Annotated in this window: 26 protein-coding genes and 1 pseudogene; 16 read left to right on the top strand and 11 right to left on the bottom strand. The window is 71.5% G+C overall.

What is annotated here, in order from left to right; all coding sequences use genetic code 11:
• The first annotated feature begins 8 nt into the window (after positions 1-8).
• The 3 genes from ACFY2Q_RS23775 (at position 9) to ACFY2Q_RS23765 (ending at position 4,167) form a co-directional block, all read left to right on the top strand.
• Positions 9-914, top strand: a complete 906-nt coding sequence (locus tag ACFY2Q_RS23775; RefSeq protein WP_387133670.1) for an ABC transporter ATP-binding protein — start codon at positions 9-11, stop codon at positions 912-914.
• On the top strand, positions 914-1,861 hold the full coding sequence (locus ACFY2Q_RS23770; protein WP_387133668.1) for an ABC transporter substrate-binding protein: 948 nt from the start codon (positions 914-916) through the stop codon (positions 1,859-1,861). Before ACFY2Q_RS23775 ends, ACFY2Q_RS23770 begins: the two co-directional genes overlap by 1 nt.
• Before the next feature lie 188 nt (positions 1,862-2,049).
• Positions 2,050-4,167 (top strand): acyltransferase family protein, encoded by a 2,118-nt coding sequence (locus tag ACFY2Q_RS23765; RefSeq protein WP_387133666.1) that lies wholly within the window; start codon positions 2,050-2,052, stop codon positions 4,165-4,167.
• Positions 4,168-4,363: 196 nt separating this feature from the next.
• Here the strand turns inward: ACFY2Q_RS23765 and ACFY2Q_RS23760 are convergent, their stop codons facing one another.
• The gene (locus tag ACFY2Q_RS23760; protein WP_387133665.1) at positions 4,364-5,008 is read right to left on the bottom strand and encodes a hypothetical protein; all 645 of its coding nucleotides are present in this window, start codon (positions 5,006-5,008) and stop codon (positions 4,364-4,366) included.
• A gap of 27 nt (positions 5,009-5,035) precedes the next feature.
• Positions 5,036-5,125, bottom strand: a pseudogene (locus tag ACFY2Q_RS23755) (hypothetical protein); the annotation flags it as partial.
• A gap of 18 nt (positions 5,126-5,143) precedes the next feature.
• On the opposite strand from ACFY2Q_RS23755, the gene ACFY2Q_RS23750 reads away from it, so the two are divergent.
• On the top strand, positions 5,144-5,869 hold the full coding sequence (locus tag ACFY2Q_RS23750; protein WP_387133663.1) for a hypothetical protein: 726 nt from the start codon (positions 5,144-5,146) through the stop codon (positions 5,867-5,869).
• Between the two features lie 219 nt (positions 5,870-6,088).
• On the top strand, positions 6,089-7,084 hold the full coding sequence (locus ACFY2Q_RS23745; protein ID WP_387133662.1) for a substrate-binding domain-containing protein: 996 nt from the start codon (positions 6,089-6,091) through the stop codon (positions 7,082-7,084).
• A gap of 19 nt (positions 7,085-7,103) precedes the next feature.
• Here ACFY2Q_RS23745 and ACFY2Q_RS23740 read toward each other — a convergent pair whose 3' ends face one another.
• On the bottom strand, positions 7,104-7,682 hold the full coding sequence (locus tag ACFY2Q_RS23740; protein ID WP_387133661.1) for a TetR/AcrR family transcriptional regulator: 579 nt from the start codon (positions 7,680-7,682) through the stop codon (positions 7,104-7,106).
• A 112-nt stretch (positions 7,683-7,794) separates the two neighbouring features.
• Here ACFY2Q_RS23740 and ACFY2Q_RS23735 point away from each other — a divergent pair, with 112 nt between their 5' ends.
• Entirely contained in the window at positions 7,795-8,514 is a 720-nt protein-coding gene (locus tag ACFY2Q_RS23735; RefSeq protein WP_387133659.1) for an MBL fold metallo-hydrolase, read from the top strand.
• A 9-nt stretch (positions 8,515-8,523) separates the two neighbouring features.
• Here the strand turns inward: ACFY2Q_RS23735 and ACFY2Q_RS23730 are convergent, their stop codons facing one another.
• Together ACFY2Q_RS23730 and trmB are read right to left on the bottom strand one after the other, a co-directional pair.
• A complete protein-coding gene (locus ACFY2Q_RS23730) occupies positions 8,524-11,037 on the bottom strand; it encodes a DEAD/DEAH box helicase (RefSeq protein WP_387133657.1) in 2,514 nt (837 codons plus the stop codon).
• A gap of 53 nt (positions 11,038-11,090) precedes the next feature.
• Positions 11,091-11,789, bottom strand: coding sequence for a tRNA (guanosine(46)-N7)-methyltransferase TrmB (gene trmB / locus ACFY2Q_RS23725; protein ID WP_387133656.1), 699 nt, complete (start codon positions 11,787-11,789; stop codon positions 11,091-11,093).
• A 130-nt stretch (positions 11,790-11,919) separates the two neighbouring features.
• Here trmB and ACFY2Q_RS23720 point away from each other — a divergent pair, with 130 nt between their 5' ends.
• Positions 11,920-12,576, top strand: a complete 657-nt coding sequence (locus ACFY2Q_RS23720; RefSeq protein WP_387133692.1) for a hypothetical protein — start codon at positions 11,920-11,922, stop codon at positions 12,574-12,576.
• A gap of 232 nt (positions 12,577-12,808) precedes the next feature.
• Positions 12,809-13,474 (top strand): class F sortase, encoded by a 666-nt coding sequence (locus ACFY2Q_RS23715; protein ID WP_387133655.1) that lies wholly within the window; start codon positions 12,809-12,811, stop codon positions 13,472-13,474.
• A 160-nt stretch (positions 13,475-13,634) separates the two neighbouring features.
• Here ACFY2Q_RS23715 and ACFY2Q_RS23710 read toward each other — a convergent pair whose 3' ends face one another.
• Genes ACFY2Q_RS23710 through ACFY2Q_RS23700 form a run of 3 tightly spaced genes read right to left on the bottom strand, consistent with a single transcriptional unit; the run spans position 13,635 to position 15,742 of the window.
• Positions 13,635-13,952 (bottom strand): antibiotic biosynthesis monooxygenase family protein, encoded by a 318-nt coding sequence (locus tag ACFY2Q_RS23710; RefSeq protein ID WP_387133653.1) that lies wholly within the window; start codon positions 13,950-13,952, stop codon positions 13,635-13,637.
• Between the two features lie 34 nt (positions 13,953-13,986).
• Entirely contained in the window at positions 13,987-14,784 is a 798-nt protein-coding gene (locus ACFY2Q_RS23705) for an exodeoxyribonuclease III (protein WP_387133651.1), read from the bottom strand.
• 37 nt (positions 14,785-14,821) lie between these two features.
• Positions 14,822-15,742, bottom strand: coding sequence for a proteasome assembly chaperone family protein (locus ACFY2Q_RS23700; RefSeq protein ID WP_387133649.1), 921 nt, complete (start codon positions 15,740-15,742; stop codon positions 14,822-14,824).
• A 398-nt stretch (positions 15,743-16,140) separates the two neighbouring features.
• On the opposite strand from ACFY2Q_RS23700, the gene ACFY2Q_RS23695 reads away from it, so the two are divergent.
• The 3 genes from ACFY2Q_RS23695 (at position 16,141) to ACFY2Q_RS23685 (ending at position 18,055) form a co-directional block, all read left to right on the top strand.
• Positions 16,141-17,001, top strand: a complete 861-nt coding sequence (locus ACFY2Q_RS23695; protein WP_387133647.1) for a peptidase M23 — start codon at positions 16,141-16,143, stop codon at positions 16,999-17,001.
• A gap of 105 nt (positions 17,002-17,106) precedes the next feature.
• Positions 17,107-17,253, top strand: coding sequence for a hypothetical protein (locus tag ACFY2Q_RS23690; protein ID WP_167493040.1), 147 nt, complete (start codon positions 17,107-17,109; stop codon positions 17,251-17,253).
• A 46-nt stretch (positions 17,254-17,299) separates the two neighbouring features.
• Positions 17,300-18,055: an EcsC family protein gene (locus tag ACFY2Q_RS23685; RefSeq protein WP_387133645.1), complete on the top strand. Its 756-nt coding sequence runs from the start codon at positions 17,300-17,302 to the stop codon at positions 18,053-18,055.
• Positions 18,056-18,110: 55 nt separating this feature from the next.
• Here the strand turns inward: ACFY2Q_RS23685 and ACFY2Q_RS23680 are convergent, their stop codons facing one another.
• Entirely contained in the window at positions 18,111-18,962 is an 852-nt protein-coding gene (locus ACFY2Q_RS23680; RefSeq protein WP_387133643.1) for a GDSL-type esterase/lipase family protein, read from the bottom strand.
• Between the two features lie 119 nt (positions 18,963-19,081).
• On the bottom strand, positions 19,082-19,675 hold the full coding sequence (locus ACFY2Q_RS23675; protein WP_387133641.1) for an antibiotic biosynthesis monooxygenase: 594 nt from the start codon (positions 19,673-19,675) through the stop codon (positions 19,082-19,084).
• A 99-nt stretch (positions 19,676-19,774) separates the two neighbouring features.
• Here ACFY2Q_RS23675 and ACFY2Q_RS23670 point away from each other — a divergent pair, with 99 nt between their 5' ends.
• The 5 genes from ACFY2Q_RS23670 (at position 19,775) to ACFY2Q_RS23650 (ending at position 24,391) form a co-directional block, all read left to right on the top strand.
• A complete protein-coding gene (locus tag ACFY2Q_RS23670) occupies positions 19,775-20,038 on the top strand; it encodes a DUF6343 family protein (RefSeq protein WP_387133639.1) in 264 nt (87 codons plus the stop codon).
• A 12-nt stretch (positions 20,039-20,050) separates the two neighbouring features.
• Positions 20,051-21,466, top strand: coding sequence for an NADP-dependent succinic semialdehyde dehydrogenase (locus ACFY2Q_RS23665; protein WP_387133638.1), 1,416 nt, complete (start codon positions 20,051-20,053; stop codon positions 21,464-21,466).
• Between the two features lie 96 nt (positions 21,467-21,562).
• The gene (locus ACFY2Q_RS23660) at positions 21,563-22,528 is read left to right on the top strand and encodes a TIGR03885 family FMN-dependent LLM class oxidoreductase (protein WP_387133636.1); all 966 of its coding nucleotides are present in this window, start codon (positions 21,563-21,565) and stop codon (positions 22,526-22,528) included.
• A gap of 37 nt (positions 22,529-22,565) precedes the next feature.
• Complete coding sequence (locus ACFY2Q_RS23655; protein ID WP_387133635.1) at positions 22,566-24,137, top strand: Na+/H+ antiporter; 1,572 nt, start codon at positions 22,566-22,568, stop codon at positions 24,135-24,137.
• Entirely contained in the window at positions 24,134-24,391 is a 258-nt protein-coding gene (locus ACFY2Q_RS23650) for a UBP-type zinc finger domain-containing protein (protein ID WP_387133634.1), read from the top strand. Before ACFY2Q_RS23655 ends, ACFY2Q_RS23650 begins: the two co-directional genes overlap by 4 nt.
• A gap of 61 nt (positions 24,392-24,452) precedes the next feature.
• Here ACFY2Q_RS23650 and ACFY2Q_RS23645 read toward each other — a convergent pair whose 3' ends face one another.
• Positions 24,453-24,986 carry a GNAT family N-acetyltransferase gene (locus tag ACFY2Q_RS23645; protein WP_387133633.1) on the bottom strand — a complete coding sequence of 178 codons (534 nt, stop codon included), beginning with the start codon at positions 24,984-24,986 and terminating at the stop codon, positions 24,453-24,455.
• Positions 24,987-24,996 lie beyond the last annotated feature (10 nt).

Raw genomic sequence — 24,996 nt, 5'->3', positions numbered from 1 at the left:
GTCGTGTGATGCTCTCCACCCGCGACCTTGTCGTCGGCTACGACGAGCGGACCGTGCTCGACGGACTCAGCCTCGACCTGCCCACCGACGCGTTCACAGTCATCGTCGGGCCGAACGCGTGCGGCAAGTCCACCCTGCTGCGCACCATGGCCCGGCTGCTCAACCCTCGACGCGGCGCGGTCCTGCTGGACGGCACCGCGATCCGCGACCTGCCGACCCGGGAGGTCGCCCGCCGGCTCGGCGTGCTGCCGCAGAGCCCGCTCGTGCCCGAGGGCGTCACAGTGGCCGACCTGGTCGGGCGGGGTCGCCAGCCGTACCAGCGGTGGTGGCGGCAGTGGTCGCCGGAGGACGGCGCGGCCGTCACCGAGGCGATGGCACTGGCCGACGTGGCGGACCTCGCCGACCGGCCGGTGGACAGCCTCTCCGGCGGCCAGCGGCAGCGGGTCTGGATCGCCATGACACTCGCCCAGGACACCGACGCCCTGCTGCTTGACGAACCCACCACCTTCCTCGACCTGGCACACCAGGTGGAGGTGCTCGACCTGCTGCACCGGCTGCGCGTCGAGCGCGGACGCACAGTCGTCGCCGTGCTGCACGACCTCAACCAGGCCGCCCGCTACGCCGACCACCTGGTCGCGATGCGCTCCGGCGAGGTGGTGGCCGCCGGCCCGCCCCGGGAGATCCTCACCGCGGACTTGGTCCGCGACGTCTTCGGGCTGGCCTGCGTGGTCGTGCCCTGCCCGGTGACCGGAGCGCCACTTGTGGTGCCCGCCCTCACCGGCGGCACCGCCGCCCTGCCGGCCACCGCCGCTGCCGTCGACCCCGATCCGTCGGAGACGTCCATGCCGGACGCCCGACTCCCTGGCGACGCGGTCAACCCGCTCGCCGCCTCGTCCCCCTCGAAAGGACTCTGATGCGTCGTCTCGTCGCCGTTCTCGCCGCGGCCGCCGCCCTTGGCGTCGGACTCACCGCCTGCGGTGAGAGCGACCCGGTCGCCAGTACCACCACCGGGGAGACTCGGGAGATCACCCACGCCATGGGCACCACAAAGGTCCCGGCGGAACCCAAGCGCGTCATCGTGCTCGACACCGACAAGATCGACACGGCGCTCTCGCTGGGCATCACACCGATCGGCGCCGCCACCGCCGGTGAGGCCAAGAGCTGGCCGACCTACTTCGGCGAGGACAAGCTCGCCGGCATCAAGGAGGTCGGGGTGCTCACCGAGCCCGACCTGGAGGCGATCAACGCGCTCAAGCCGGACCTCATCCTGGGCAGCAAGTTCCGCCAAGAGAAGTTCTACGACGAGCTGGCCGCCATCGCGCCCACCGTGTTCACCGACAAGGTGGGCATCACCTGGAAGGAGAACTTCCTCCTCGACGGCAAGGCGCTCGGCCGCGAGCAGCAGGCCAAGGACCTCCTCGGCGCGTACGAGAAGCGGGCCAAGGACTTCGGCGCGACCCTCGGCGACCCCGCCGCCCGCAAGGTGTCGATCGTGCGGTTCGTTCCCGGCAACATCCGGGTGTACGGCCCCGACTCCTTCTCCGGCATCGTCATCGGCGACACCGGCCTCGGCCGCCCCGAGCGGCAGATGCTCGCCAACAAGGAGGACAAGCGCTTCGACCTGGTCAGCCCCGAGCGGATCAACGAGGTCGACGGTGACGTCATCTTCGTGACCGCGTACGGCGAGAAGGCCGCGGCCGAGCAGGCGAAGGTCGGCGGCGGCACCCTCTGGAAGGGCCTCGGCGCCGTCAAGGCCGGCAAGGCGTACCCGGTCTCCGACGAGATCTGGATGACAGGCATCGGCGTCGGCGCCGCCAACAAGATCCTCGACGACCTGGCGAAGTACCTGCCCGCCGCCTGACCCATCCCGAGCCAGGATCCCGCGACACCCACGAGGTAGTGGTCTCCCAGCGCTGGGAGACCACTACCTCGTGGCGTGTCGGATTTGGGACTCCTGGCGCCCCAACAAGGCCGAGAAAGATCGTAACCACCCACGCCTTCGCCCCGTTTGTGTCTGCGACGCGAATTCGGCATGGGGTGGGGAAACGGATGACACGAACGGCCGTGCGACCGGAAGCCAATCCCCGGGCCGCATTTCGCGGTGATGTAGAGGGGCTACGTGCGCTCGCCGTCGTTCTGGTGCTGGTGGGACACGCAAGTCAGCAACTGGTGCCCGGCGGCTTCGTCGGCGTCGACGTCTTCTTCGTCATCTCCGGATTTCTGATCACCGGCCTGCTGGTGGCCGAGGTGGACCGGACGGGCCGCCTCTCGCTTATCGGTTTCTACGGCCGGCGTGCCAAGCGACTGCTTCCGGCCGCCGTTGTGGTGCTCATCGGGACCCTGCTGCTCACGTTCGCGTTCCTGCCGCGCACCCGGTGGTCGGCCACTGGCTGGGACGTCGTGTTCAGCGGGCTGTATGCCATGAACTGGCGGCTCGCCGAACAGTCCGTCGACTACCTGGCGGCCAACCGCGCGCCCAGCATCCTGCAGCACTTCTGGTCCCTCGGTGTCGAGGAGCAGTTCTACCTGGTGTGGCCACTCCTGCTGGCCGCTGCGGTGTGGTTCGGCCGGCGGCGGTACGCCCGCACCGGATACCTGCTCGCCGCTCTCACGCTTGTCGCGGTGCCGTCCTTCGCCTGGTCCATCTGGCTGACGGAAGACAACCCCGCCCGTGCGTACTTCGTGACCACCACACGTATGTGGGAGCTGGCCCTTGGTGGCTTCCTGGCCCTGCTTGCCGGCCACCTGCAACGCCTGCCCCGGCTGGCGGCGGCCGCGCTCGCCTGGTGTGGCCTCGTCGCGATTGTGGCGTCCGCCGTACTCCTGAGCGAGAGTTCCGCGTTCCCCGGATATCTGGCGTTGGCCCCCACCCTGGGCACGGCTGCGGTCATCGCCGGTGGCGTGGCCGCGGGCGGCGTCGGCCCTGCCGTGCTGTTGGCGCTGGGGCCGGTACGCGCAGTGGGCGCGATCTCCTACTCCCTCTACCTGTGGCACTGGCCGCTCCTCGTCGTTGCCGAGGCCCGGTTCGGGGAACTCACCACCGTCACCGGCCTGGCCGTTGCGGCGTTCGCCGTGGTGCCGGCTGCGCTCACCTACCGGTTCGTCGAGAACCCGATCCGGCACTCGACGACGCTCGAGTGGGAACCCGCGCGGGCCCTGCAACTCGGCGCGCTCTGCACCGGAGTGTCCCTCCTGGCAGGGCTCGCCTTCCAGTTCACCGTTCCACAGGTGAGTTCGCCGTTGCCACCCACCCTGGCGGTGCCGACTGTGGGCGGCACCGGTGTCCCCGTGGCGGCGGCACCCACGGTTCTCGGCGCGGCCGCTCTGGGCGGCTCCCCGGCCAGCAGCGACGCCGGGCGTCCGGTGGACCGCGTGGGCCCGTTCGTGCCCGATCCGCTGGTGGCCAGTAAGGATGGCCCCGACGCGTGGCGTGACGGCTGCCATGCGGACCAGCGCAGCAGCGCGGTCAGAGCCTGCCAGTACGGGGACCCGAACGGATCGTTCACCGTGGCTCTCGCCGGGGACTCCCACGCCGCCCAGTGGCTTCCGGCGCTTCAGCGGGTTGCCGAGTCGAAGAAATGGCGTCTCAAGAGCTACACGAAGTCCTCCTGCCCGTTCATCGACGGCGTCGTCGCCCTGGACAATCGGCCGTACCCCAGTTGCACCGAGTGGAACGAGAAGCTTCGTGCACAACTGACCGGGGCTGAGCGACCGAACGTGCTTGTGGTGAGCAGCTCCTTCTACGTGATGATCCAGAACGGCGAGAGGGTCACCAGTGGAACGCAGGCCGCCTTCGCGGCGGCGCTGCGGCGCACCTGGGCCACGACGGCGGCAGCCGGGATTCCCGTGATCGTGCTACGCGACACCCCCTACCACGACCGGGACATCGCAGAGTGCGTGGCCGCCAATCCGAAGAACTTGACCCGCTGCGCATCACCGCGCGACAAGGTCCTCGCGGGTGGCGGTGGCCCGGCCCACGAATCGGCCGCCCGGGACAACAACAAGGTGTACCTGGTGGACCTGAACTCGGCCATCTGCCCGCGTGAGCGGTGTGCGCCGGTGATCGGCGGCGCGCTCGTCTATCGCGACAACAACCACATCACCGCCACCTACGCGGCCACTCTCGCGCCACGGTTGGCCACGGCGCTCGACCGCGTCCTCACCTGAGGTCACCACACTCTCCGCGCCCGTCGGGGGACGGAGGTCGCGGACACCGGCGACATCGCCCGGGTCGGAGTGGGGTCCACTTCGGTCTGGAGGCGGTCGGGCGGCTTCCACCAACAGGGCGCCGCCCGAGCGACAAGCCGGACCGGTAAACGGCGGCGGGCGCTCGGGCGGCGGCGCATGTCAGATGGTGAGGGAATTAGGCGGCGGTGGACCAGATGGCGCGGAAGGCGGCTGCTTCGCCGGCCAGCCAGCGCTCGATGTGCTCGGGCTTGGCGTCGGCGGGCATGCGATGTGCCTGACCGCGTCGGACGTCGACCAGGACCGGCTCGGCGTGCGGGAGGACCGCGTCCATGTGCCGGGCCATCAGGTGCAGGGTCGCGAGCACCGATTCCTCGCTCGGTGGGGTCTCGTCGAAGTGCAGGCGGATCGCTTCGGCGCGGCCGTCGCTGTGCCGTACCCCGAAATGGGGGTTGATCTTGACTGGTAGGTCGCCGAGCATGGCCAGGGCGTCGCGGGTCTGCGCGAGGTCGATGGCGGACGGGTCGCCGAGGGAGTGCAGCCAGGCCGTGGCGCCGGGAACCAGGGCCTGGTAGAGCGGGCGCCAGCGTGGCTTGACCACGTCGACCACCCCGGTCAGGTGGGTGCCGCCGGTGTGGAAGGCGATGTCGGCCTTGAGCGCCTTGACGAACTGGCCGTGCGGGTTGAAGCCCGAGCGGCTGGCGCGCTGCTTGCGCAGCCCACCCACGAATGTCGCCTTGGTGGGGCCGGTGCGGTCGACGTAGCGGGTGAAACCGAGCAGGGTGGCGTAGGGGGTGAGGGGTGCGGAGGCGGGCGCGGTCACGGGCGTCCTCCCAGGTCAAGAACTCGATTAGTACATACATTCTAATCGACACCTGTGACATCGCCCAGCGAATCTGGGCTGCGCGATCGGGCAGCGGCATCGATGTCGGCGCGGAGGCTCCCTACACTCGCCACCATGGCGACATCACCTGCTGCCGTTCGAGACCTTGGCTATGAACTGCGAGAACTCGGATGGGTCAGCGACCTGATGGTGGCAGGGTCGTTAGCCACCGGTGACTACGTCCCACGCATAAGTGATCTTGACCTGGTTGCGCTCGTGGACGGGCCTGTTGACACCGGTCGGCAGGCAGCACTTTCGGTGGTCCACCGTCGACTCGACAGCGGGAGCGGTGCGGGCTTCAGCCTTGGCTGTGTGTACGTCGACACCGCGACTGTCTCCGACGTCGACGTGCAACATCCGACCTGGACCCACGGCCAACTCGTTCACCGCATTCTTTCCAGGGTCACAAGAGCAGAACTAGCGCGACACGGATACGAGGTCTTCGGGCGCTCGCCGCGCGAGGTCTTCCCTGCGGTCTCGGCCGAGGACATACGAGCAGCGGCCCGCGCCGAGCTGACCGGCTACTGGGCCTGGGCCGCTCGACGTCCATGGCTATGGGTGGACCCCACCATGGCTGAACTCGGCCTTACTTCCATGGCCAGAGGGCGTTACGCACTCGACAAGGGCGAACTCCTCACCAAGACGCAGGCCATCAAACAGGCGCACGCCCCAACCTGGCTTATCGACCAACTCGGCGCCAGGCGGCGAGGCGAAGCCGTCTCCGCACCCCGGATACGGACAGCCTTGATCGCCTGGCGTGACGCCCGCCGGACAGTCGCTCGCGCGAAGCGCGCCGTCTGAAACTTCCGTCTCGCCGCGATGACCCGGTCGACCACGAATTGGCCAACCGATTCCGGACGGCCTGCCGGGCGCGTGCACCGGACAACGCATCGACGCCTGCGCGGGTAACGTGTCCGTGTCAGTGGACCCGGTACGGCGCAGTGGAGGCTCCGAATGGGAAGCGTTCCACCCCCGCGCACGCAAGCCGACGCGTAAGCCCGCAGTGCCAGCCAGGCCACGGTGAGCAGTGCGTTCAGCCGACTCGACCAGCTCAGCCGCGAGCTGCGCGAGCGGCTCCTGGCCGCAGCACGGGAGCTCGGCTCTCCCCGCTCCGACCGAATGTCGAACACGGTCCGGCGGGGGCGGACCGGCGCTGTCGGGTTGATCGTTCACAAGCCTCTGCGGCACCTCTTCGAGGACCCGGCGGCACGACTGACCATGGCCGGGGTGGCCCGCATCTGCGGCGAGCGCGGCTCCGCGCTGGTGCTGGTTCCCCGTGCCGAGGCGGGCGTGCCGGACGTCGTCGCCACCGCGCAGGTGGACGGCTTCGTCGCCTTCTGCGACCCGCTGGAGCCTGAGCGGCGCGAAACGCTTCGCGCCCGGCGGCTGCCTGTGGTCGGGCTCGACGCGCCAGTGGCACCGGGTGAGCCGTACGTCGGCATCGACCACCGCGCCGCCGCCCGCGCCGCCGCCGCCCACCTCGTCGACCTCGGTCACCGGCGCATCGGCGTGATCAGCCTGGGCCCGGCCCGTGGTCCGGAGACCGCCGTGGTGCCCGCCGGTTTCGACGGGCCCAGCGGGTACGTCGCCAACCGGGCCCGCCTCGACGGCTACCGGGACGCCCTGCGCCCCGTGGTCGCCGATGGCGGCCGGGTCGTCGTCGTCGTGGCGCGCGGGGGCGAGGAGGCCGATGGGGCTGCCGCCACGCGTGCACTGCTGGACCTCGCCGAGCCGCCGACCGCGATCCTGGCGATGAGCGACAGGCTGGCGTTCGGTGTCATCGCCGCCGCCACCTGCCGGGGCATCCGAGTCCCGGGTGGGCTCTCCGTCGTCGGGTTCGACGACGTGCCGGCGGCGGCCGCCGCCACCCCGCCCCTGACCACTGTGCGGCAGCCGCACGTCCGTAAGGGCGCCGAGGCCGTCCGGATGCTTCTGCGGCCAGCACTGACCCGGGCGGCCCTGATCCTGCCGACCGAGGTCGTCGTCCGGGCGTCGACGGCACCGCCCCGGACGTAGGGCCGACGCCGGCCGGCGGTCACGTCGCCCGGGGCGGTCGCAGGGCCGTCAGGGCGGCGGTCAGGCGGGTGATGCCGAACTCGAATGCCTCATCGAGGTCGCCGCCGAGATTGAAGGCGCCCGCGAGTTCCATGCTGATGAAGCCGTTGGCCCAGGCGGTGAACGTGCGGGCGGCAGCCAGGGCGTCGTCGGGCCCGGCGAGGTCGGCGGCGACGCGCAGGGCGGGGGCGCTGGCCAGGGTGAGGGTGTCGAGGCTGGGGCGGGTCTCCTCGGGGCCGTTGCTGAAGATCAGGTGGTAGCCGGCCGGTTGGGCGTGGGCGAACGCGCGGAAGGCGCGGGCCAACTCGGCGAGGTCGCGGCCCGGGTCGCCGCTGCCGGCGACGGCGCCGAGCCGCTCGCCAAGGTCGTGGACCGTTGCCTCGGTGACGAGCCGGATCAGGTCGTCGCGGTTGCGGACGCGTTTGTACAGCGAGGGGGCGCGTACGCCGACCCGCTCGGCGACCGCCTGCATGGTCAGGCGCGGGAGCCCTTCGGCCTCCAGGATCTGGCGGGCAGCCGTGACGATGTCGGCGAGGGATGTCCGGTCGGGGGTGGGCATGCGATGTTCCTTCCCGGTGGGCGACGAGCGTCACCATGATAGCTATGGCGCTTAGGCATCATGGCTATGTATCGTAGCTATCAGAGCACGACACCACTCCCCGGAGGAAGCCATGAAGCTCGGCCCGCATCTGCACCGCATCGGCAACGACATCGTGGCCGCCTACCTGGTCGACACCGAGGAGGGTGTGACGGTCGTGGACGCCGGCCTCGCCGGCCACTGGGCCGAACTGGTCGCGGAGCTGTCCGCCATGGGTCGCTCGCTCTCCGACGTCCGCGGCCTGATCCTCACCCACGGCGACACCGACCACATCGGTTTCGCCGAGCGGCTCCGGCGCGACCACGGCGTACCGGTCTACGTGCACGAGGCCGACGCCGCCCGTGCCCGCGGCGAGGTCAAGCCCAAGGCGCCCTTCGGAACGTTCAAGGTCGGGGCGACGGCAGGTTTCATCTGGTACGCGGGCCGCAAGGGCGGCCTGCGCACGACGTACCTCAGCGAGGTGGTCACCGTGCGGGACGGTCAGGTGCTCGACCTGCCCGGCGCTCCGCGCGTGATCGGGATGCCCGGCCACTCGCCGGGCAGCATCGCCGTGCACGTGCCGGTCGCCGACGCCGTGTTCGTCGGCGACGCGCTCACCACCCGACACGTGCTGACCGGCCAGCCGGGTCCGCAGCCGGCGCCGTTCACCGACGATCCGGCGCTTGCGCTCGCCTCGCTGGCCCGCATCGAGGACCTGCCGGCGACGTGGATCCTCCCCGGTCACGGCACCCCGTGGAACGAGGGCGCCGCTGAGGCGGTGCGCCGGATCAAGGCCGCCGCGCAGAGCCGGTGACGGCGGGCGTCAGAGCTGGCCGACGTCGGTGATCCGGACGACCGCGGCGCCGACCTCGTCGGACGCCACCAGGTCGATCTCGGCGCTGATGCCCCAGTCGTGGTCGCCGTTGGGGTCGTCGAAGCTCTGCCGGACGGTCCACCGCTCCCGGCCCTGCTCGATCATGAGCAGCGCCGGCCCGCGGGCGTCTGGCCCGACACCGATCGAGTCGTACTCCTCGAAGTACGGCGCCAGGGCGTCGGCCCACGCGTCGTAGTCCCAGCCGTCGCCGGCGTCCAGTTCGGCGAGCAGGTCCCAGCGGCGTAGCGCGGCCAGCTCGACGCGGCGGAACAGCGCGTTGCGCACAAGCACCCGGAACGCCCGCGCGTTGCGCGTCACCGCCGGCGGTCGGTCGGTGAGGGCGGCGTGCGCCTGGGCCACCTCGGCCACGTCCGACGGGTTGCGCAGCCGCTCCCACTCGTCGATGAGGCTGGAGTCGACCTGGCGGACCAGCTCGCCGAGCCACTCGATGAGGTCGATCAGCTCCTCGGTCTTGGCGTCCTCGGGGACTGTCTGCCGCAGCGTCTTGTACGCGTCGGCCAGGTAGCGCAGGACCAGGCCCTCCGAGCGGGTCAGCCCGTAGAACTGCACGTACTCGGTGAAGGTCATGGCCCGCTCGTACATGTCGCGGACGACGGCCTTGGGGGAGAGCTGGTGGTCGGCGACCCAGGGGTGGCCCTGCCGGTACATCTCGTACGCGGCTTCCAGCAGCTCAGCGAGGGGCTTGGGGTGGGTCACCTCGTCGAGCAGTTCGAGGCGTGCCTCGTACTCGATGCCCTCGGCCTTCATGGCGGCGACCGCCTCGCCGCGCGCCTTGAACTGCTGCGCGGAGAGGATCTGCCGGGGGTCGTCGAGGATCGACTCGATCACGCTGAGCACGTCGAGGGCGTACGACGGGGACTCGGCGTCGAGCAACTCGATGGTGGCCAGGGCGAGGGGGGAGAGGGGCTGGTTGAGCGCGAAGTCGAGCTGGAGGTCGACGGTGAGCCGGATCCGCCGGCCGGTCTCGTCCGGCTCGGGCAGCTCCTCGACGACACCGCCGGCCCGCAGCGCCCGGTAGATGGCGATGGCCCGGCGGATGTGCCGACGCTTGGCGGCCGGCTCCTCGTGGTTGTCGGTGAGCAGGTGCCGCATGGCGGTGAACGCGTCACCGGGGCGGCCGATGACGTTGAGCAGCATCGAGTGGCTGACCTGGAAGCTGGACGTCAGCGGCTCCGGCTCGGCGTCGACAAGCCTGTCGAAGGTGGGCTGGCCCCAGCCGATCGAACCCTCCGGTGGCTTCTTGCGGACCACCTTGCGGCGCTTCTTCGGGTCGTCGCCGGCCTTGGCGAGGGCCTTCTCGTTGTCGATGACGTGCTCGGGGGCCTGCACCACGACCCGGCCGATGGTGTCGTAGCCGGCCCGGCCGGCCCGCCCGGCGATCTGGTGGAACTCGCGGTTCTTGAGCAGCCGGGTGCGCACCCCGTCGTACTTCGACAGGCCTGTGAACAGCACGGTGCGGATCGGCACGTTGATGCCGACGCCGAGGGTGTCGGTGCCGCAAATGACCTTGAGTAGCCCGGCCTGGGCGAGGGTCTCCACGAGCCGGCGGTACTTGGGCAGCATGCCGGCGTGGTGCACGCCGATGCCGTGCCGGACCAGCCGGGTCAGCGTCTTGCCGAAGCCCGAGGTGAACCGGAAGCCACCGATCGCGCTCGCGATCATGTCCTTCTCGGCGCGGGTGCAGACGTTGACGCTCATCAGCGCCTGGGCGCGCTCCAGGGCTGCGGCCTGGGTGAAGTGCACGACGTACACCGGGGCCTGCTTGGTCTCCAGCAGCTCTTCGAGCGTCTCGTGCAGCGGCGTCATCGCGTACGAGAAGATCAGCGGGACCGGCCGCTCGGCCGAGCGGACGACTGCGGTCGGCCGCCCGGTGCGCCGGGTCAGGTCGTCGACGAACCGGGTGGTGTCCCCGAGAGTGGCCGACATCAGGACGAACTGGGCCTGCGGCAGCTCGATGATCGGCACCTGCCACGCCCAACCCCGGTCGGGCTCGGCGTAGAAGTGGAACTCGTCCATGATCACCTGGCCGACGTCGGCCTTCGCGCCCTCGCGCAGCGCCAGGTTGGCCAGGATCTCCGCCGTGCAGCAGATGATCGGGGCGTCGGCGTTGACACTGGCGTCGCCGGTGAGCATGCCGACGTTCTCGGCGCCGAAGACCTCGCACAGCGCGAAGAACTTCTCCGACACCAGTGCCTTGATGGGCGCGGTGTAGAAGGTCGTCCGGCTGTCCGCGAGGGCCGCGAAGTGCGCCGCGATCGCCACCAGGCTCTTACCCGAGCCGGTGGGCGTGTTCATGATCAGATTGGCGCCGGAGACGATCTCGATGACCGCCTCCTCCTGATGGGGGTAGAGGTCGAGGCCGCGCTCCTTCGCCCAACTGGCGAACGCGTCGAAGAGGGTGTCGGGGTCGGCGCTTGTCGGCAGCGCGGCGGTGAGCGTCATATCCCGTCCATGGTGCCTGGATCATGCCCTCCGGCGCCAACCGGCTCCCTTTTTCAGCGGCGCCGGTAGATCAGGTCGGCGACCGGCCGCCCGGCGACGATCGCCCGCCGCTCGAACTTCGTCACCGGGCGGTGCGGCGGACGAGGCGCGAAACCGCCGTACACGTCCACAAGTTCCGGGTCGGCGTCCAGGGTCTGCCGCATCGCCTCGGCGTACTCGGCCCAGTCGGTCGCGCAGTGCAGCGTGCCGCCCGGCGTCAAACGGGAGCGCAGCAGTGCCACGTGCGCCGGCTGGATGATCCGCCGCTTGTGGTGGCGGGCCTTGGGCCACGGGTCCGGAAAATAGATGTGCACGGCGGCCAGGGCACCCTCGGGCAGCCCTCTGACCAGGTCCAACGCGTCGCCCTGGGCGATCCGGACATTGCCCAGGTCGGTGCGCTCCACCAGGTCGAGCAGGTTCGCGATTCCCGGCGTGTGCACCTCGACCGCCAGATAATCTCGATCCGGGTCAGCGGCGGCCATCGCGGCGGTGCTGTCCCCCATGCCCGAGCCGATCTCCAGCACCACCGGGGCCTGCCGGCCGAACAGTTTCGCCAGGTCGACGGGCCCGTCCGACACGTCCAGGCCGTACCGCGACCAGAGCCGGTCGAGGGCGTCGGTCTGCCGGCCGCTCATCCGACCCCGTCGGGGGTGGAAGGTGCGGATGTGGCCCACGGGCGGGACGGCGGCGGGATCATGGTCGGTGGCGGTCACAGCAATCCGAGGGTACGCGACGCCGCCAGCGGATCGGATGTGATGTGCGACCGGGAGTGAGAGGATCCATCTGGTACGGCAGGCCGGGCGGTCCGCTGCCCGGCGCGGTCCTACCGCGTCGAGAGGGGACATCGTGCCAGTGACCCGCGTCGGCGTGACCCTGTCGGTGGTGACCGTGCTCGCCGGCCCTCTGCTGGCCGCCGCCCCCGCGCACGGCGCGCCTCAACTCGTCGGCCCCGCGCCCGCCTCGGGCGTGCTGGCCGCTCCCGGCCGTGTCGCTTCCGGCCTGGTGGCCCCCGCGCCGAGCCCGTCGCGACCCGGTGGCCTGCCGGTCGCCGCGCCTCAGCCGCCACCGCCGGTCGACGTTTTCGTCGAGGTGACCCCCAGCACGGTGCAGCCCGGCTACCTCGTCGGCATTCGGGCCAGCTGCCGGGACAATTCGGTGGGCGCCACTGTCGTCTCCGACGCCTTCGGCGCCGTCGGAGTCCAACCGCAGCGCGACGTGCTCACCGCCGCCCCGATGGTGCGTGAGCGCACCCGCCCCGGCAACTATCGGGTCAAGCTGGAGTGCCGCGGCGGCGAGACCGCCTCGACAATGTTGCAGGTGGTCAAGAAGGTGCCGGACCACCCCAGCCGGGGTCCGGCCACCGGTTTCGGCGGCAGCTCCGGCGGCATGACCGGCAAGCTGCTGCTGCCGGGCGGTGCGGCGCTGACCATCGCCGGACTTGTCATCGCGGTGCTGGCCCTGCGTCGGCCGCGTACCGCCCGTGGCGCCGCGCGCCGCTGAGCCCGCCATGGAGATCTTTCGCCCCACGCCGCCGCCCCCCGGGTCACGTCCGCCCGCTGGGTCACGTCCGCCCGCTGGGCCGCGACCGCCCGCCGGTGCGTGGCCGCCTGCCGATGCGCCTTCGCCCGATGGTGTACGCCCGCCCGATGGTGCACGCCCCGCCGACGGCGCTCGCCCGCCTGTGGATCTGGGGCCCTCGGTCGAATCGCGGCCCTCCGGTGGTCGGCCCTCGGTGGCCGCCCGCGCGCCGACAGCCGTGGCGCCCCGGCGCAGCCGTCCGTCCGGGCGCAGCCCCTGGTCGGTGCCGCTGGCCGTGGTGCTGGTGCTGGTCGGCGTGTTCGCTACCGGGGCGGGGCTGGGTCGCTCGGCCGACCCGTTCGATTGGGCTCCCGCCGGCGGCGACAGCCCTGCCCGCAGCGAGGCCGTCGGGATGTCGGCCAGCCGCCCGGTGCGCCTCACGGTGCCGGCGATCAAGGTGGCCGCGCCTGTCGCACCCGTCGGGCAGGCCCGCGACGGCTCGATCGCCGTGCCGCCGTTGGAGCGGCACAACGAGACCGGCTGGTACGACCGTGGTCCGACGCCCGGCGAGCCCGGCCCGGCGGTGATCGTCGGGCACGTGGACACCAAGAGCGGCCCGTCGGTCTTCTACGACCTCGGCAAGCTCAAGCCGGGGGACCTGATCGAGGTGGCCCGGGCGGACCGGTCGGTGGTGGTGTTCAAGGTCGACACCGTCGAGCACTTCCCGAAGGACCGGCTGCCCGCCGAGCGCATCTACGGGCACGACGGGCCCGCCGGGCTTCGACTGATCACCTGTGGCGGTCAGTTCATCGGCGGTCGCACCGGCTACGCCGACAACGTGATCGCGTTCGCCACCATGCAGTCCTCCCGCAAGCCCTGACCTGCACCGCGTCGGGCGCCGTCGGTCCGCATGATCGACACCACGTCGGCGATGTCGGGGCATCCCGCCCGCCCGGACACCCCCACATCGCCGACCTGGAGTGGATCAACAGCTCGGAGGGCCGGCTAGGCCAGAGGGCCGGCTAGGCCAAGGGGGCCGGTTACGGCTGGGGGACGTGCAGGGCCACCTCGAACTCCAGCAGGCTCGCGCCGCTGGCGACCGGAGGGCGGGGCTTCTCGCCGGGAGCGCTTGCGTGCGCGGCACGGGACGGCCCGGCGGCCCAGGCCTGGTAGGCCTCCTCGCTCTCCCACTTGGTGTAGACGAAGTAGCGGGTCTCGCCGGCCACCGGCCGGAGCAGTTCGAAGCCGAGGAAGCCGGGGGAGTTCTCCACGGTGCCCGCGCGGGCGGCGAACCGCTTCTCCAACTCCTCGCCAGCGCCCGGCGGAACGTCGATTGCGTTGATCTTCACGACTGCCATCTGCCCACCCTAGTCACCGACGACGGGCAGCGGCTCAGAACGTCTCGACGGCCGGAACGAGGTCGGCGTCGACCACGATCGGTGCGTGGTCGGACGGGCCCTTGCCCTTGCGGGCCTCCCGGTCGACGTACGCGGAGCGGACCGCGCGGGTGAACGGCGCGGAGGCGTACACCAGGTCGATCCTCATGCCCTTGTTCTGGTGGAACATCCCGGCCCGGTAGTCCCAGTAGGTGAACGGGTGTGGCCCCTTCATCGGGGTCGGCACCACGTCGCTGAGCCCCAGGTCGCGCAGCGCCGCGAGGGCCGCCCGCTCGGCCGGGGTGACGTGCGTGGAGTGGGTGAAGACCCCCGGGTCCCAGACGTCGGCGTCGGTCGGGGCGACGTTGAAGTCCCCGCAGACGGCGAGCGGGAGGCCGTCGACCAGCTCCGCGTCCAGCGCGTCGCGCAGCGCCGCGAACCAGGCCAGCTTGTACGCGTAGTGCGGGTCGTCGGGCGTGCGACCGTTGGGCACGTACACCGACCAGACCCGCACCCCGTCGCAGGTGGCGGAGATGGCGCGGGCCTCTGGGTCGGGAAAGCCGGGCTCACCGGCGAACCCGACCCGGACGTCGGCCAGGCCGACCCGGGACAGGATGGCCACCCCGTTCCACCGGCCGTCGCTGTGGCTGGCCACGGTGTAGCCCAGCTCGCCCACCTCGGCCACCGGGAAGGCGCCGTCCGGGCACTTGGTCTCCTGCAGGCAGACCACGTCCGGCCCGGTGTCGGCCAGCCACTCCAGCAGCCGGGGCAGGCGGGCCTTCACCGAGTTGACGTTCCACGTCGCCAGGCGCATGCCCCCAGCCTGCCGCATCCGCCCCCGCGACGCCCGGTCAGCTGCCCGGGGTGTCGCCGGGACGGGTCTGTTCGGCCAGGAACCGTTCCAGCTCCGCGCCGAGTTCGTCGGCGGTGGGCAGCGGGCCGGCGTCGGCGGCGAGCAGACTCTTCTCGCCACGGCCCCGGGCGAACGCGTCGTACTGCTCCTCCAGGGCCTGGACCAGGGCCGCGGCGTCCTCGGTCTGGGCGACCTGCCTGTCGATCTCCACCCGGACCACCTCGGCGGCCGAGCGCAGCCCGTCGCCGGGCAACAGCAGCCCGGTGCTGCGCGACACCGAGGTGAGCAGCACCTCGGCGGCGGCCGGGTACTCCGTCTGCGCCACGTAGTGCGGCACGTGCGCGGCGAAACCGAGCGCGTCGCGGCCCTGCTCGCCGAGGCGGAACTCCAGCAGGTGGCCGACGCTGCCGGGCACCTGGACGCGTTGCAGCCAGGGCTCGTATCCGCTGATCAGCTCCGGCCGGGTGGCGTGCGCGGTCACCCCGGTCGGTCGGGTGTGCGGCACCGCCATCGGGATCGAGTTGAGCCCGACGGTGAGCCGCACGTCCAGTCGGATGGCGAGCCCGGCGACGGCGGCGGAGAATCGCTCCCACTGCAGGTCCGGCTCGGGACCGGTGAGCAGCAGGAACGGTGTCTCGTCGTCGTCGTGCAGCAGGTGCAGCTCCAGCTTGGGCGCGTCGAAGCTCTCCCAGTGGTCCTCGACGAAGGTCATCACCGGTCGCCGTGAGCGGTAGTCGAAGAGCTGGTCCACGTCGAAGGTGGCGATGGGCCGGCTCTCCAGCGAGGTGAGCAACTGCTCGCGGGCCAGTCGGCTGGCGTTGCCGGCGTCCACGAACCCGGTGAGGGCCTGGATCAGGACCGGTTGCCCGAGGTCGGGCAGATCGTCGGTGAGCTCGTAGAGCTCGTGTGGGTCGAGCACCGGTGCGGACCTCCCTGGAATGTGCCTACGGATGCCGACGCGAGGACGGCACCCGGTTCGGGAAACGTACCCGCCATCCTGGTGCATTCCTGCGGCGGGCGATTCGTTGCCCGCCGGGTGGGCACGATCGGACCAACCATCCCAATACGCCTTTCGGTCGATGCCGGGTTCGGCTCAAAGGCCGAGTTTGTGGATCATGTCGGTCTGGGCGGCCCGATGTCCGGGCCTGTCACCGCCCGTGCCGACATGCGTGTGGCACCGGCTTCATCCGGTACGCGAGGTACGTTCCCCGGGCGGGTCCACCCGCCCTGCTCGTCCACCCGGGCACCCCCGATCTGTGGCGAGGACCACGTGATCACCGTGCGTGATCGGGGATGTCGCCTGCCTAGCCTCGGCTGATGCGTGACGACGGCATCCTCGACGACCCGAACGCCCCGAGCAGCCCAACTGCCGAAACGGAGGAAGGCACCTCAACCGAACGGACAACCGCCGCTGGCCGGCTCCGGGCGTACGCCCGCGACCTGACCGGACGCCGCCGGGCGCAGGTGGCGCTCGCCACCGGCGTGGTCTGCTGCCTCGGCCTGGCTGCCGTCGTGCAGGTCCGCGACGAGACCGCCGGCGCGGCGACCCGTGTCGACCCCACCGCGAGCGCCGAGTTGGCGCAGCGCGCCGACCAGCAGCACGCCTCCCGCGGGCGCGACCGTTCCGCCGCCCCGACGACCCCCGCCGCCACTCCTTCCGCGTCCGCGACCTCCGCCGATCCGGACACCTCCGCACGGGCGCGCAAGGTCGCCTCGGCGACGCCCACCAACCCGGCGCCGGTCGCCGGGCTGGACGAGGACCAGATGGACAACGCCGAGGCGATCGTCCGTACCGGCCGCGACATGGGTGTCCCGCGTCGTGGCCTGGTGATCGCGGTGGCCACCGCCATGCAGGAGAGCAACCTCTACAACGTCGCGAGCGGGGTCCTGCCCGAGTCGCAGAACTACCCGCACCAGGGTGTCGGCTGGGACCACGACTCGGTCGGGCTGTTCCAGCAGCGCTCCAGCAGCGGGTGGGGACCGGTCGGTCGGCTGATGGACCCCGCGTTCGCCACCCGGCAGTTCCTCGCTGCGCTGAAGCAGGTGCCGGGTTGGCAGCAGATGCGGCTCACCGACGCCGCCCAGGCGGTGCAGATCTCCGCGTACCCGGAGCACTACCAGCAGCACGAATGGCGGGCCGTCCGGGTCGTCGACGCGATCATCCCGGCCGGGGAGTAGCCTACCGACCACTGTGGACGGTGGGGGCTGAGCCTGCGCGTCCCGGGTTCATCCGTTGCGGCTTCGGGGTACACATGACACAGGGATCGTCGACAGGAGGACGTCATGTCACTGATGCAGCGGATAAGTGCATTTCTGAAATCGCCGAAGGGGCAGCAGTTGGTGGACCGGGGTCGGCGCGAGATGGCCAAGCCCGGCAACCAGCAGAAGCTCAAGGGGTTGGCGGCGCGGCTGTCCAACCGCCGCCGCTGACCGTCGAGCCGGTCCTCCTGCCCGCCGTGACCCCTGGGGAGCCCCGGTGACCGACACCCCGCCCGTCGGCAGTCAGCCCGCCACGCCCACCCCCGAGCCGTCGGCCGACGTGCCGGCGGTGCCGCCGGCCGCCCCCGAAGGTCCGCCGGCTCGACTGTGGGACCGGATGCGCGCCGATCCGCAGTACGCCCCGGAGCACCTCGCCCTGGAGGCCGTACGCCGGCTCGGGCCGGAGGCCGCGCAGTGGGCCGCCCGGGCCCGGGCCGAGCACCCAGGCATCCCGGCCGACGCCCTGGCCGACCAGGCGGCCCGCAAGTTCGTCAACCTGGCCCGCCTCTCCGGGGCGGTCTCCGGTGTGGCCGGGCTGCCCGGTGCCGTGCTCGACGTGGGCGTGCTGGCCTGGACCCAGGCGCGGATGGTGCTGCACATCGCCGCCGCGTACGACGTCGACCCCCTGCACAGCGACCGGGCCACCGACCTGCTCGTGCTGCAACGGGTGCACAAGGTCGCCGCGAGCGCCCGGCTGGCGCTCGGGGTGGCTGCCGGCCGGGAACGCGCCGACGCTCTCTTCGGCGTCGGCGGCCAGCGCCCGCTCGGCCGGGTCATGCTGCAACTCGGTGTGCGGCTGGCGCAGATGGCAGGCGTGCGGGCGGCCAAGCGCATGTTCGCCAAGATCGTGCCGGGTGCGGCGATCGTGCTCGGCACCTGGGCCAACTCGTCCGCCACCAAGGACCTCGCGCAGCGTTCCCGGGCGCTGTACCGCGAGCGCGGCACCACCGTTCCGGAGCCGCGCCGCCGCTGACCCGTGCGCCGGCCTGGCGCACGGACCTGTGCGCCGGCGGGCGCGTCGCGGTCGGTCAGTTGGCCAGGCCGGAGGCCCGCCAGGTCACCTCGGCGAGCCGATCCTGCCCGGCGGCGTTGGGGTGGAACCAGTCAAGCGGGTTGAGCAGGTCCAGGGTGAACCGGACCTTGTGCACCGCGCCGCCGTCGTGCCGGCAGCGCGAGCCGTACGCCCGGCAGGCCGCCACCAACTGCGCGTTGTACGCGTCGATCCGGTCCCGAACGGCGGCTCGGCGGGCGCGGTCGGCGGGTGCCGTCGACGTGGCGTTCGCCAACAGGGCTGGGCAGACGCCCCGCCGCCAGGCGCGTGTCGCCCGCGCGTCGTCGTGCCCGACCTCCCAGAGCCGGTGCAGGTCGGGAATGCTCACCACAAGCACCCGGGCCTGCGGCCGGCCGGTCCGCAGTGCCCGCAGGCCCCTGTCGACGTCGGCCCGGAACTGCTTCACAGGGGTCATCGCGTCCACCCCGCCCCGGCAGATGTCGTTGGCGCCGATCAGCACGGTGACGTAGTCGACGCGGTCGCGTACCGCCGCCTGGGCCTGGCCTTCGAGGGCGTCGGCGCGGGCGCCGGGCCGGGCGTGGTTGTACGTCCGGCCGCGGATCGCGGAATCCTGGTCCAGCAGCCGCCGGTAGTGGCTCTGCACCCGCAGCCCGTCGCCCGTCGACCAGGAGTTGCGCTCGCAGGAGGTGAGCACCAGGCAGGAGGCGAAGCCGGTGCTTATCGAGTCGCCGAGCGCCGCGATGCCGCCGGGCCCGCCGGACTGCGGAGCGCTCTTCGTGGGACGGGGTGTCGCCGAGGTGCCGCCCTCACAGGCCAGCGCGACAAACGCCGCGATGCAGGCCAGGGCGGCGACCCAGCGTCGAGGCATGACAACCCCCGTCTCGCAGCACAGAGCGACAGCGCGGTAACTCTATGCGTAGGACGTGGTGTGGCGGGAACGTGCTGTCGGGTATGCGGCGAAGTGGCTGCGGCACCACCGCCGGAGTGCTATGAGCGGCGCCAGGGAGCCGGCTGGCCGTGCAACCACCAGCGCAGCGCCCGGGTGATCAGGGGCAGCACCAGATAGGTCATCAGCGGGGTCAGGCAGAGCGTCATCAACAGCACCCGCGCCGCCAGCGGCACAGCGTGGAGGAAGTGGCTGGTCAACAGGGTGGCGGTGAGGCTCAGCGGAAAGAACGCCAGCCAGATGGTCACCGCCTGCTTCCACCTCGGCGGCGTCGGCGGGACGGGCGGCTCGACCGGGTCCACCCAGTGCTCCAGCGGCGGATCGAACCAACCCTCGATCCCGGTCCGCCGCTCCACCCGTGTGTGCTCGACGATGCCCTGCGCCGAACTGAGCCACCAGTGCCGCTGCGGCGACTCCTCCCACCGGCGCAGAGTCTCGGCGTCGGCGAAACGGTAGAGCATGTGCCACTCCGGCGAGCCCTGGCCGCTCTGCACCCAGCCGGCGCCGAGGAACCCGGGAAACGCCTCCGCAAGCGCGGTGCCGGCCCGCATCCAGGCCACCATCTCGCTGGCCCGGGCCGGGTCGGCGCGCCGTGCGATGGCGACGGTCACCGGCACGGTCTGGGTCATCAGCATGCGTCCATCCTGCGGTCGCCACCGCCGCTTGGCGAACTGATGTAACCGAGCACACCGGCAGACCGGTTAACGCCCCCGATCGAGGGTAGATCGGGGGGTATGACGAGATCGCAGCCCCGGCGTGCCCGCGGCACGGTCGGCCATGCCTACAGCGCGTTGAACCTCCGGCTCACCCTTGCCGGCTTCGGGCTGGTGATCATGGTGCTCTTCGCGGTGCTGGCGTTCTGGGCCGGGATCGCCTGGCTCGGCGTCCTCTGCGTGATCTTCGCGGTGGTCGCCGTGGTCGACCTGGTCGTGATCCAGCGCCGCCGCGCCGCTCGCCGCCGCGAGGAGCCGGGTGTACGACACTCGCTGTTCGAGTGACAGGAGGACGAGATGCCCCACATCGCCACCACCAACCCCGCCACCGGACAGGTGCTCAAGACCTATGAGGCGATGTCCACCGAGCAACTCGACGGGGCCATCGAACGCACCGACCTCGCGTACCAGCAGCTGCGCGCGACCACCGTCGAGATGCGGGCCCGCTGGATGAACGCGGCGGCCGACCTGCTGGACGCCGAGCGGGACGAGATCGCCCGGATCATGACCACGGAGATGGGCAAGACGTACATCGCGGCGCAGGCCGAGGTGACCAAGTGCGCCAGCGCCGCACGCTTCTACGCCGACAAGGCGCCGGCGTTCCTCGCCGACGAACCGGCCGACGCCAGCGCGGTCAAGGCCACCAGGGCATTCATCCGCTACCAGCCGATCGGCGTGGTGCTCGCCGTGATGCCGTGGAACTTCCCGCTCTGGCAGGTGATGCGCTTCGCTGCCCCGGCGCTGATGGCCGGCAACACCGGCCTGCTCAAGCACGCCTCGAACGTGCCGCAGACCGCGCTGCTGCTGGAGGACGTGTTCCGCCGCGCCGGGTTCCCCGAGGGGGCGTTCACCACCCTGCTGGTCGGTTCGGAGGCCGTCGAGCGGATCCTCGCCGACCCCCGTGTACGCGCCGCCACCCTCACCGGTAGCGAGGCCGCCGGCCGTTCCATCGCCCAGATCGCCGGCCGGGAGCTGAAGAAGACAGTCCTGGAACTCGGCGGCAGCGACCCGTTCGTGGTGATGCCCTCGGCCGACATCGACCGGGCCGCCGAGGTCGCCACCACCGCCCGCTGCCAGAACAACGGGCAGTCCTGCATCGCCGCGAAACGGTTCATCGTGCACACCGACGTCTTCGACGCGTTCGCCGAGAAGTTCGCCGCGAACATGGCCGCGCTGCACGTCGGCGACCCGATGGACCCGGACACCGACGTGGGGCCGCTGGCAAGTGAGCATGGCCGCGACGAGGTGCACGCCCAGGTCCGCGACGCCGCGGACAACGGCGCGACAGTGCTCTGCGGCGGCGAACTGCCAGCCGGCGACGGCTGGTTCTACCCGCCGACAGTCGTCACCGACCTCACCCCGCAGATGCGCATGTGGTCCGAGGAGGTATTCGGCCCGGTCGCCGGCCTGTACCGGGTGTCCTCCTACGAGGAGGCCATCGAGGTCGCCAACGGCACCAGCTTCGGGCTCGGCTCGAACGCCTGGACCCGGGACGAGGCCGAGCAGGAACGCTTCGCCACCGACCTGGACGCCGGCAACGTCTTCGTCAACGGGATGACGACGTCCTATCCGGAGTTGCCGTTCGGCGGTGTGAAGAACTCCGGCTACGGCCGGGAACTGTCCGCGCTGGGCATGCGGGAGTTCTGCAACACCAAGACGGTGTGGGTGGGCGAGGGCGCCGCCTCGGCCGGCGCGGGCGCGCACGCCGAGTAGCGCGCTCGTCGAAAGACCCTCGGTTCCGCCACCCGGCGTCGGACCGGGGGTCTTCGCATGCGTCAGCCGACGACACGGTGGGTAGGAAGAGCTGGCATGACGTCGTTCGGATTTCACGCCTCACATGAACAGATCGGTCCGCGCGCCCTGCTGACGGCGGTGATGCACGCCGAGCGGGCCGGCTTCGACGCCGCCATGTGCTCCGACCACTTTTCGCCCTGGAGCGCCCGGCAGGGCGAGTCCGGCTTCGCCTGGTCCTGGTTGGGCTCCGCGCTACAGGCCACCGGCATGCCGTTCGGCGTGGTCAACGCACCCGGCCAGCGCTACCACCCGGCGATCGTCGCGCAGGCGATCGGCACCCTGGGCGCGATGTACCCGGGCCGGTTCTGGGCCGCGCTGGGCACCGGCGAGGCCAGCAACGAACACATCACCGGCGACGTGTGGCCGCGTAAGGACATCCGCACGGCCCGGCTGCGCGAGTGCGTGGACGTGATCCGGGCGCTGCTGGCCGGCGAGGAGGTCAGCCACGATGGCCTGGTCCGGGTGGACCGCGCTCGGCTGTGGACCCGCCCCGAGGAGCCGCCCGCACTTGTCGGCGCGGCCGTCAGCGTGGCCACCGCCCGGTGGTGCGCCGAGTGGGCCGACGGGCTGATCACCGTGAACGCGCCGTTGCCGCACCTGCGCGAGATGATCGACGCGTACCGGGACGCCGGCGGGCGCGGGCCACTGCACCTCCAGGTGCACGTCTCCTGGGCGCCGGAGCAGGCACAGGCCGAGGCAATCGCGTACGACCAGTGGCGCAGCAACGTCTTCCCCCCGCCGGTCTGCTGGGATCTGGAGACCGCCGAGCACTTCGACGCGGTCTCCGCAGATGTGCCGGCGCAGCGGGTCGCCGAGGTGGTGAACATCTCGGCGGATCTGGGCCGGCACGTCGGCTGGCTCCAGGAGTACGTGGAGTTGGGCTTCGACCAGATCGCCCTGCACCACGTCGGGCAGGAGCAGCGCGGATTCATCGACGCATTCGGTGCTGAGGTGCTGCCGAAGCTGCGCCCGGGCGGCTGATCGAGCACTGATCCACCCGGCCCTAGGCTCGTACCCCATGGAAGGTCTGTTCCCGGTCGTCGTCTTCCTGGCGATCGCCACCCTGGGCGCCGCGCTGGCCCGCCGGCTCGGTCTGCTCGCACCGATCGTGCTTGTCGTACTCGGTCTGACGCTCTCCTTCGTGCCGGGTTTCCCGCAGGTGCGGCTCGAACCGGAGCTGGTGCTGATCGGCATCCTGCCGCCGTTGCTCTACGTCGCCGCGCTGGAGACCTCGGTGCCGGCGTTCAAGAACAACATCCGGCCCATCCTGCTGCTGGCCGTCGGTCTGGTGTTGTTCACCGCGTTCGTGGTGGGTTCCGTGCTGCACCTGCTGCTGCCGCAGGTGCCGTACGCGATCTGCCTGGCCCTCGGCGCGGTGGTCGCCCCGCCGGACGCGGTGGCCGCCACGGCGGTCGCACGGCGGGTCGGGCTGCCCCGCCGGGTGGTCACCATCTTGGAGGGCGAGAGCCTGGTCAACGACGCCACCGCGCTTGTGCTGCTGCGGGTCGCCACAATGGCCACCATCGGCTCGGCGGTCGGCGCCGCCGACGTCGCGACCGAGGTGCTGCGGGCCACCGGCGGCGGCATCCTGATCGGCGCGCTCGGCGCGCTTGCCTTCGGCTTCCTCCACAGGCGGATCACCGATCCGCTGCTGGACAACGCGCTGTCGCTGATCATCCCGTTCGCTGTGGTGTTCGCCGCCGAGTCGGTGCACGCCTCCGGTGTGGTCGCCGTGGTCGTCACCGGGCTCGCGCTCGGCCACAAGCTGCCCCAACTGCTCTCGGCGGCCTCCCGGTTGCAGGTCGGCGCGTTCTGGCGGCTGGCCCGGTTCCTGCTGGAAGGGCTGGTCTTCCTGCTTGTCGGCCTCCAACTGCGGGAGGTGCTCAGCGACCTCGACGAGCCGGTCGGCTCTCTCGCACTGATCACCGTCGCGGTGCTCGCCACTGTCTTCCTGACCCGGTTCGTCTGGCTCTTCCCGGCCACCTACCTGGCCCGGCTGGTGCCCCGGATCCGCCGCCGGGATCCGGCCCCGTCGCCCAAGGTCCCGATCGTCATCGGCTGGGCCGGGATGCGGGGCGTCGTGACGCTTGCCGCAGCCCTGGCGCTGCCGCTGACCCTGGCCGACGACGAGCCGTACCCTCGGGCGCTGTTCATCTGGCTGGCCTTCGCGGTGATCGTTTTCACCCTGGTCGGTCAGGGGGCCACACTGCCGTTCGTCGCCCGCCGATTGAAGCTGCCGCAGGACGACCCGGTGCAGGACGCGCTGTCGGCCGCCGGGGTGCAGCAGCAGGCCAGCCGGGCCGCTCGGGACCGCCTCGACGAGTTGGCCGACGACGCGCCACCGGCGGTGGTGGACCGGCTGCGCCGGGCCCTGGACGACCGAACGAACATGGCCTGGGAACGGCTCGGCGGCGCCGAGCGGGAAACCCCCTCCCAGGCGTACGGTCGGCTGCGACAAAAGATGATCGACACCGAGCGGGACGTCTTCCGGGCTGCCCGGGACGCCGGTCGGATCCCTGAGGAGGTGCTGGTGCGGGCCTATCGTGACCTGGACCTGGAAGAGTCGTTGCTACGGGAGGTCGAGAAGTGAGCTGTCAGCATCTGACCGAGGCCGGTGCCGCCGAGCCGCGTACCCCAGACGAGTGCGCCGACTGCGTCGCCGCCGGCGAAACCTACTGGGTGCATCTGCGCACCTGCCTGAGTTGCGGGCAGGTCGGCTGCTGCGACTCGTCGCCGAACCAGCACGCGAGCAAGCACTTCGCGTCCACCGGTCACCCGGTGATCCGCTCGGCGCAGCCCGGCGAGGCCTGGCGCTGGTGCTTCGTCGACGAGGAGATCGGCTGAGGGTCCGGCGACCGTCGGGCCTCTGGCGACGGCGTCGGCCTCCTGGGCCGGCGTTGGGCGCTCAGCCGAGCCGACGGACGAGGAGTTGCCCCGGCCAGGGGTCGCGTCCGGGCCGGGTGACCGTGAACGAGTCGGTGGCGGTGAAGCCGCAGCCCTCGTAGAAGCGGACAAGCGCGCGATCGTCGCCGCCGTAACAGTCCACCCGCAGCAGCCCCAGCCCACGCGACCGGGCCAGGTCCGCGGCGTGTTCCAGCAGCCGCGCCCCGATCCCCAGGCCGGCGTGCTTTCGGTCGGTGACGAGCAGTCGTACGTAGAGTTCCGGCTCGGTGGCCGGAGGTACGTCGTCGCCGGCATCGCCGACCACGAGCGCACCGACCGGGTGGTCGCCGAGCATCGCCAGGTAGAGGCCGCCGCCTGCGGTCCAGTCGTCGGCCTGGGCGATCCGGCGTGGATCCGTCGACGCCGGCTCGGTGCCCCACTGGCCGGTGCGGCCGCGCGCCGCCAGCCAGGCGGTGGCACCGTCGAGCAGGCGTAGCACGGTCGCGGCGTCTTCGGGGCCGCCGGGGCGGATGGCGATGGTCTGCTGAGGGGGCATGCCCGCCATG

Source organism: Micromonospora sp. NPDC000316 (assembly GCF_042898885.1).
In the GTDB taxonomy this organism is placed as follows: domain Bacteria; phylum Actinomycetota; class Actinomycetes; order Mycobacteriales; family Micromonosporaceae; genus Micromonospora.
Note: the sequence above shows the minus strand (reverse complement) of the source record. Positions and strands in the feature narration are given on the sequence as shown.